This is a genomic window from Mesorhizobium sp. M7A.F.Ca.CA.004.04.2.1 (assembly GCF_004022825.1).
Classification (GTDB): Bacteria; Pseudomonadota; Alphaproteobacteria; order Rhizobiales; family Rhizobiaceae; genus Mesorhizobium.
The window spans coordinates 1-6,412 of record NZ_RZPH01000252.1; the positions used below are offsets into that span (position 1 = coordinate 1).

General features: G+C 61.7%; 6 protein-coding genes and 1 pseudogene. 6 read left to right on the top strand and 1 reads right to left on the bottom strand.

The annotated features are described in order from the left end of the window. The coding region (locus EN893_RS13680) for a LacI family DNA-binding transcriptional regulator (protein ID WP_164900841.1) at positions 1-626 on the bottom strand (626 nt) is incomplete at its 3' end. Positions 627-1,030: 404 nt separating this feature from the next. On the opposite strand from EN893_RS13680, the gene EN893_RS13685 reads away from it, so the two are divergent. The 6 genes and pseudogenes from EN893_RS13685 to EN893_RS13710 form a co-directional block, all read left to right on the top strand. Continuing rightward, on the top strand, positions 1,031-2,269 hold the full coding sequence (locus EN893_RS13685; protein WP_127272131.1) for an ABC transporter substrate-binding protein: 1,239 nt from the start codon (positions 1,031-1,033) through the stop codon (positions 2,267-2,269). A gap of 81 nt (positions 2,270-2,350) precedes the next feature. Next, a complete protein-coding gene (locus EN893_RS13690; protein WP_127322195.1) occupies positions 2,351-3,238 on the top strand; it encodes a sugar ABC transporter permease in 888 nt (295 codons plus the stop codon). Further along, positions 3,235-4,172 (top strand): annotated as a pseudogene (locus EN893_RS13695) (carbohydrate ABC transporter permease). Before EN893_RS13690 ends, EN893_RS13695 begins: the two are co-directional and overlap by 4 nt. Positions 4,173-4,177: 5 nt before the next feature. Beyond that, positions 4,178-5,275: a sn-glycerol-3-phosphate ABC transporter ATP-binding protein UgpC gene (ugpC, locus tag EN893_RS13700; RefSeq protein ID WP_023812494.1), complete on the top strand. Its 1,098-nt coding sequence runs from the start codon at positions 4,178-4,180 to the stop codon at positions 5,273-5,275. Between the two features lie 52 nt (positions 5,276-5,327). Beyond that, positions 5,328-6,074 (top strand): sugar phosphate isomerase/epimerase, encoded by a 747-nt coding sequence (locus EN893_RS13705; RefSeq protein ID WP_127268555.1) that lies wholly within the window; start codon positions 5,328-5,330, stop codon positions 6,072-6,074. 11 nt (positions 6,075-6,085) lie between these two features. Beyond that, a partial coding sequence (locus tag EN893_RS13710) for a Gfo/Idh/MocA family oxidoreductase (RefSeq protein WP_164900842.1) occupies positions 6,086-6,412 on the top strand: 327 nt, incomplete at its 3' end.

Here is a 6,412-nt window from a genome sequence, read left to right on the forward strand (position 1 = left end):
TAATAGGTCAGCCCGGGCGGCGGCGACAGAAGCGCCAGCTTGTGCCTGCCCATGCTCGCCAGGCGGCGCACGGCCTCCATCGCGAAAACATGGTTGTCGAAGTCATGGTAGGGATGGACGAGGCCCATGTCGGTGCGGCCATGCGTGGCAAAGGGCATGCCGTGCTCGAGCATGTAGCGGGCGCGCGGATCGTTCGGTTGGGTGCGCGAAATGATGACGCCGTCGGCCGAGCCGGTCTCGACGAGATAGCGGATCGGCTCCATCGGATCCTGCGAGCGGGAATAGGGCGTGACGATCAGGTGATAGGGCGTTTCGGCGAGCACTTCCGAAACGCCGTAGATGATGTCCGAGACAAAGCTCATGATCTCGCGGTCAGTGTTGAGCACGAGGCTGATGACATTGGTCCTGCCGGTGCGCAGACGCACGCCGGCGCGGTTCGGCCGGTAGCCGATCTGCTTGGCGACGAGCTGGACGCGGCGCCTGGTTTCGGCGCCGATTTCCGGGGCATCCTTCAAGGCGCGTGACACGGTGGTGACGCCGAGCCCGGTCATGAAGGCAAGCGTCTTCAACGTCGGCCGTCCCTGTGCCGAGGTCTCCCCGCTCTTGTCCGTACGCTGTCTGTCCATTCGTCCCGCCCGTCAGGCGCATAGCAGCCGCGAGCCATGTCGGCAATCGCCGTCATGGCGATACGATATGCGTTCCAGCCCCGGTAAAGTCTCAATATACTGAAACGTTACAGATTGCCATATCGAGTTACATGTCCCTCGCCCACGAGGTGGATGGTTCTTTTGCGAAACGCTTGGGATTCCAGGAGAAATTGCCTCTGCCGCCGCCTTTTTGCCCGTATCAGGCGGCATTTCGGTGTTTGCGCCGCAGCAAACCATGCTGCAGTGCATGAGAAGCGCGATCATCCATGCGAATTTGTTCGCAGCCCGAAAAAATATCGAGGGTGCTTCGTTGATGGGTTGCACAGCCCGCGCAATTGCCGTATCGAAAATCTGTAACGTTTCAGATTCTGGGAGGAGCCGAAATGCGATACAGATTTTTGACCGCTGCGCTGGCAGCGACGGCCGGGTTGCAGTTTGCCGGCCATGCGGCCGCGACGGACCTGGAAGTCACCCATTGGTGGACGTCGGGCGGCGAGGCGGCGGCGGTTGCGGAACTTGCCAAGGCATTCGATGCGACCGGCAACCACTGGGTGGACGGCGCCATTGCCGGCTCCGGCGGCACGGCGCGGCCAATCATGATCAGCCGCATCACCGGTGGCGATCCGATGGGCGCCACGCAATTCAACCATGGCCGGCAGGCGGAAGAGTTGGTGCAGGCCGGCCTGATGCGCGACCTCACCGATGTCGCCACCAGGGGCAAGTGGACTGATGTCGTCCGGCCGAAGAGCCTGCTCGACGGCTGCACCATCGACGGCAAGATTTATTGCGTGCCCGTCAACATCCATTCCTGGCAGTGGTTGTGGCTGTCCAACGAGGCCTTCGAGAAGGCCGGCGTGCCGTTGCCGAAGGACTGGAATGAATTCGTGGCGGCAGCGCCGGCGCTGGAAAAGGCCGGCATCATCCCGCTCGCCGTCGGCGGACAGGCCTGGCAATCCTCCGGTGCCTTCGACGTCCTGCTTGCGGCTGTGGGCGGCACGGACACGTTCCTCAAGGTCTACAAGGACAAGGATGCCAAGTTCGCCGCCGGGCCCGAAGTCGCCAAGGTCTTCAAGGCCGCGGACGATGCCCGCAAGATGGCGAAGAACACCAATGTGCAGGACTGGAACCAGGCGACCAACCTGGTCATCACCGGCAAGGCCGCTGGCCAGATCATGGGCGACTGGGCACAGGGCGAGTTTCAGGTTGCCGGCAAGACCGCGGGCAAGGATTACACCTGCCTGCCAGGCCTTGGGCTGAACGAGGTGATAGCCACTGGCGGTGACGCCTTCTACTTCCCGCTGCTCAAGGATGCCGACAAGAGCAAGGCGCAGGAGGTGCTGGCCGAGACGCTGCTCGATCCCAAGACGCAGGTTGCCTTCAATCTGAAGAAGGGATCCCTGCCGGTGCGCGGCGACGTCGATCTCAATGCGGCCAACGACTGCATGAAGAAGGGCCTCGCCATCCTTGCCAAGGGCGCCGTCATGCCGTGGACGGACCAACTGCTTTCACAGGACACCCAGAAACAGAAGGAAGACCTTTTCGCCGAATTCTTCGCCAAGCCGGAACTGACCGTCGAAGACGCGCAGAAGCGCTTCGCCGACCTCATCGCTTCGGCGGACTGACGCTGGAGGCAACCCGCCTCGCTCCCGGCCTTGCGAATGCGGGGCCGGGAATGCACCGCCCTTACCCAGCCGGCTGACGAGATGAGCAAGAGCGCACGCCCCAACCTTCTGTTCCGCAACCTCAATGCGAAGGTCGCCTCGATCCCGATGATCCTCACCGCCATGGTGGTTTTCGTCGGCGGCACCGTTTGGACGGTGCTCTATTCCTTCACCAATTCGAAGCTCCTGCCGCGCCTGAATTTCGTCGGGCTCGACCAGTATTACCGCCTGTGGGCGGCGCCGCGCTGGCTGATCTCGATCGAGAACCTGTTGATCTACGGCGCGATCTCGCTGGTGTTCTCGCTGGTCATCGGTTTTCTGCTTGCCGCGCTGCTCGATCAGAAGATCCGCTTCGAGGACACGTTCCGCACCATCTTCCTTTATCCTTTCGCGCTCTCCTTCATCGTCACCGGCCTGGTCTGGCAGTGGTTGCTCAATCCGGATTTCGGCATCCAGCATGTCGTGCGGGACTTAGGCTGGACGAGCTTCAGCTTCGACCCGCTCTATAATTCCAGCATCGTCATCTACGGCATATCGATCGCTGCGCTGTGGCAAGGCACCGGGCTCATCATGTGCCTGATGCTGGCCGGCCTGCGCGGTATCGACGAGGACATCTGGAAGGCGGCGCGGGTGGATGGGATCCCGATGTGGAAGACCTATCTGTTCATCGTCATCCCGATGATGCGGCCGGTCTTCATCACCACGCTCGTCATCATCGCTTCCGGCATCGTCAAGGTTTATGACCTGGTCGTGGCCCAGACCAGCGGCGGCCCGGGCATCGCATCCGAAGTGCCGGCCAAATACGTCTACGACTATATGTTCTTCGCCCAGAACCTCGGCCAGGGTTTTGCCGCCTCGACCATGATGCTGCTCTCGGTGGTGATCGTCATCGTGCCTTGGGCCTATCTCGAGTTCGGGCGACGCAAATGAGCATTGCAGACATCACCGCTCAAGCAAGCGTTGCCGCCGGCGCGCGCCAGGACATCGCAGGGCCCTACGGTCCAAAGCCGCGCCGCATGATTTCGCGCCGCAACGTCTTCCTCTACGGCACATTGTTCGTCATGGCGGTCTACTACCTCTTGCCGCTCTATGTCATGGTCGTCACCTCGCTCAAGGGCATGCCGGAGATCCGGCTCGGCAACATCTTCTCACCGCCGCTTGAGATCACCTTCGAGCCGTGGGTCAAGGCGTGGTAACGGCCTGCACCGGCCTTAACTGCGACGGGCTCTCGCGCGGCTTCTGGAATTCGGTGCGCATCACCGTGCCGTCGGTGCTGCTGTCGATCGCCATCGCCTCGGTGAATGGTTATGCACTGGCCAATTGGCGCTTCAAGGGCGCCGATACGTTCTTCATCATCCTGATCGTCGGCGCCTTCATTCCCTACCAGGTGATGATCTATCCGATCGTCATCATCCTGCGCGAAATCGGCCTCTATGGCAGCCTCAGCGGGCTGGTGATTGTCCATTCCATTTTCGGCATGCCGATCCTGACGCTGCTGTTCCGCAATTATTTCGCCTCGATGCCGGAGGAGCTGTTCCGGGCGGCACGCGTCGACGGCGCCGGCTTCTGGGGCATCTTCCTGCGCATCATGCTGCCGATGTCGCTGCCGATCTTCGTCGTCGCCATCATCCTGCAGGTGACCGGCATCTGGAACGACTTCCTGTTCGGCGTCGTCTACACCCGCCCCGACACCTATCCGATGACGGTGCAGCTCAACAACATCGTCAATTCGGTGCAAGGCGTGAAGGAGTACAACGTCAACATGGCCGCAACCATCCTGACCGGGCTTGTGCCGCTCATCGTCTACTTCATTTCCGGCAAGCTTTTCGTACGCGGCATCGCCGCCGGCGCGGTGAAGGGGTGACGGCGATGACGGCAGCCAATGATACCAGCGTTTCGATCCAGGACCTGTCGCTGAACTTCGGTGCGGTGACCGTCCTGGAGACGCTCAATCTCGATGTCGCCGATGGCGAGTTCATCGTGCTGCTCGGGCCGTCCGGCTGCGGCAAGTCGACCTTGCTCAACTGCATTGCCGGCCTGCTCGACGTTTCCGAGGGCCGCATCTTCATCAAGGGCAAGAACGTCACCTGGGAAGAGCCCAAGGACCGCGGCATCGGCATGGTGTTCCAGTCCTATGCGCTCTATCCGCAAATGACGGTGGAGAAGAACCTGTCCTTCGGGCTGCGTGTCGCCGGCACGCCAAGAGAAGAGATCGCCAAGCGGATCGCGCGGGCGGCTGAAATCCTGCAGATCGAACCGCTGCTGCAGCGTAAGCCGGCCGCCCTTTCCGGCGGCCAGCGCCAGCGCGTCGCGATCGGACGGGCGCTGGTGCGCGATGTCGACGTGTTCCTGTTCGACGAGCCGCTGTCCAATCTCGATGCCAAGCTGCGCGCCGAACTGCGCGTCGAGATCAAGCTGCTGCATCGCAAGCTGCAGAACACCATGATCTACGTCACCCACGACCAGATCGAGGCGATGACGCTGGCCGACCGCATCGCGGTGATGAAGGGCGGCGTCATCCAGCAGCTCGATGCGCCGCAGACCATCTATAACAGGCCGGTCAACCGTTTCGTCGCCGGCTTCCTCGGCTCGCCCGCAATGAACTTCGTCGATGGCCGCCTGGAAGACGCCGACGGCGGCTGGCGGTTCGCGGCCGAGGATATCAAGATCCCGCTCGGCACTTACGACTTTGCCAAGCCTCCGGCTCCCGGCCCCGTCACATTCGGTATCAGGCCCGAGCATGTCAGCCTGAACAGCGGCACCGGCTGGCCGTTCTCGATAGCCGCCAATGTCGAGGTGGTCGAACCCATGGGCTCCGACACGCTGGTCTGGCTGAAGCTTGCCCAGCAGAATTTCAGCGTCCGAGTGACCTCGGAACGCACGCCCAAGAATGACGAGGCGGTGACGCTTGGCTTCGATCCGATGCGCGCTTCGCTTTTCGACACCGCAACGGGCACACGCATCTAGCTTTTGAGAACAACCCTCATACGACAATCCCCAAGCAAAACGGACAGAGATGATGAACTGGTCATTCCAACTTTACAGCGCCCGCAATTTCCAACCCTGGGACGGTGTGCTCGCCATGCTCGGCAAGCTCGGCTACGCCCAGGTCGAAGGTTTTGGCGGCGTCTATGATGACCCCAAGGCATTCCGCGCCGAGCTCGACAAGAACGGGCTTGCCATGCCGACTGGGCATTTCTCGATCGATGCGCTCGAGAACGATTTCGACGGCGTGCGCAGAACTGCCGACGCACTCGGTATCACGCTGCTCATCTGTCCCTTCCTGATGCCCGATCAGCGGCCATCCGACGTGGCCGGCTGGCGCGGCTTCGGCGAACGCCTGGCCAAGGTCGGCGACGCCGCGAAAAAGGCCGGCTACGGCTTTGCCTGGCACAATCATGATTTCGAGTTCAAGAAACTTGCCGACGGATCGGTGCCGCAGGACCACATCCTGTCATCCGCGCCCGATGTCAGCTGGGAGATGGACGTTGCCTGGGTGGTGCGCGGCGGCGATGATCCGTTGCCGTGGATCGAAAAGCACGGCAAGCGCATCAGCGCCGTCCACGTCAAGGACATGGCCAAGCCCGGCGAGGGGCTGGATGAGGATGGCTGGTCGGATGTCGGCCATGGCACCATCGACTGGGCCGGCCTGATCAAGGTGTTGCGTGCCAAGAGTGCTGCCCAATACTATGTCATGGAACAGGACAACCCCAACGACATCGAGCGTTTCGCCCGCCGCTCCATCGCAGCCGCCAAAACCTATTAGGAGCAATCAGCATGGCAAAGAAACTTGGCATCGGCGTCATCGGCTGCGGCAACATCTCGAAAGCGTATTTTTCGCTGGCGCCGCTGTTTCGCGGCATCGAAATGCGTGCCTGCGCCGACATCAACATGGAGGCGGCCAAGGCGCGGGCGAAGGAGTTCAAGCTGCGCGCCGAGACCGTCGAAGACCTGCTCAAGGCCGACGACATCGACATCATCGTCAACCTGACCATCCCGGCGGTGCACTACGAAGTATCGAAGCAGATCCTCGACGCCGGCAAGCACGTCTATTCGGAAAAGCCGTTCGTGCTGTCGGTCAAGGAAGGGCTCGACCTTAAGAAG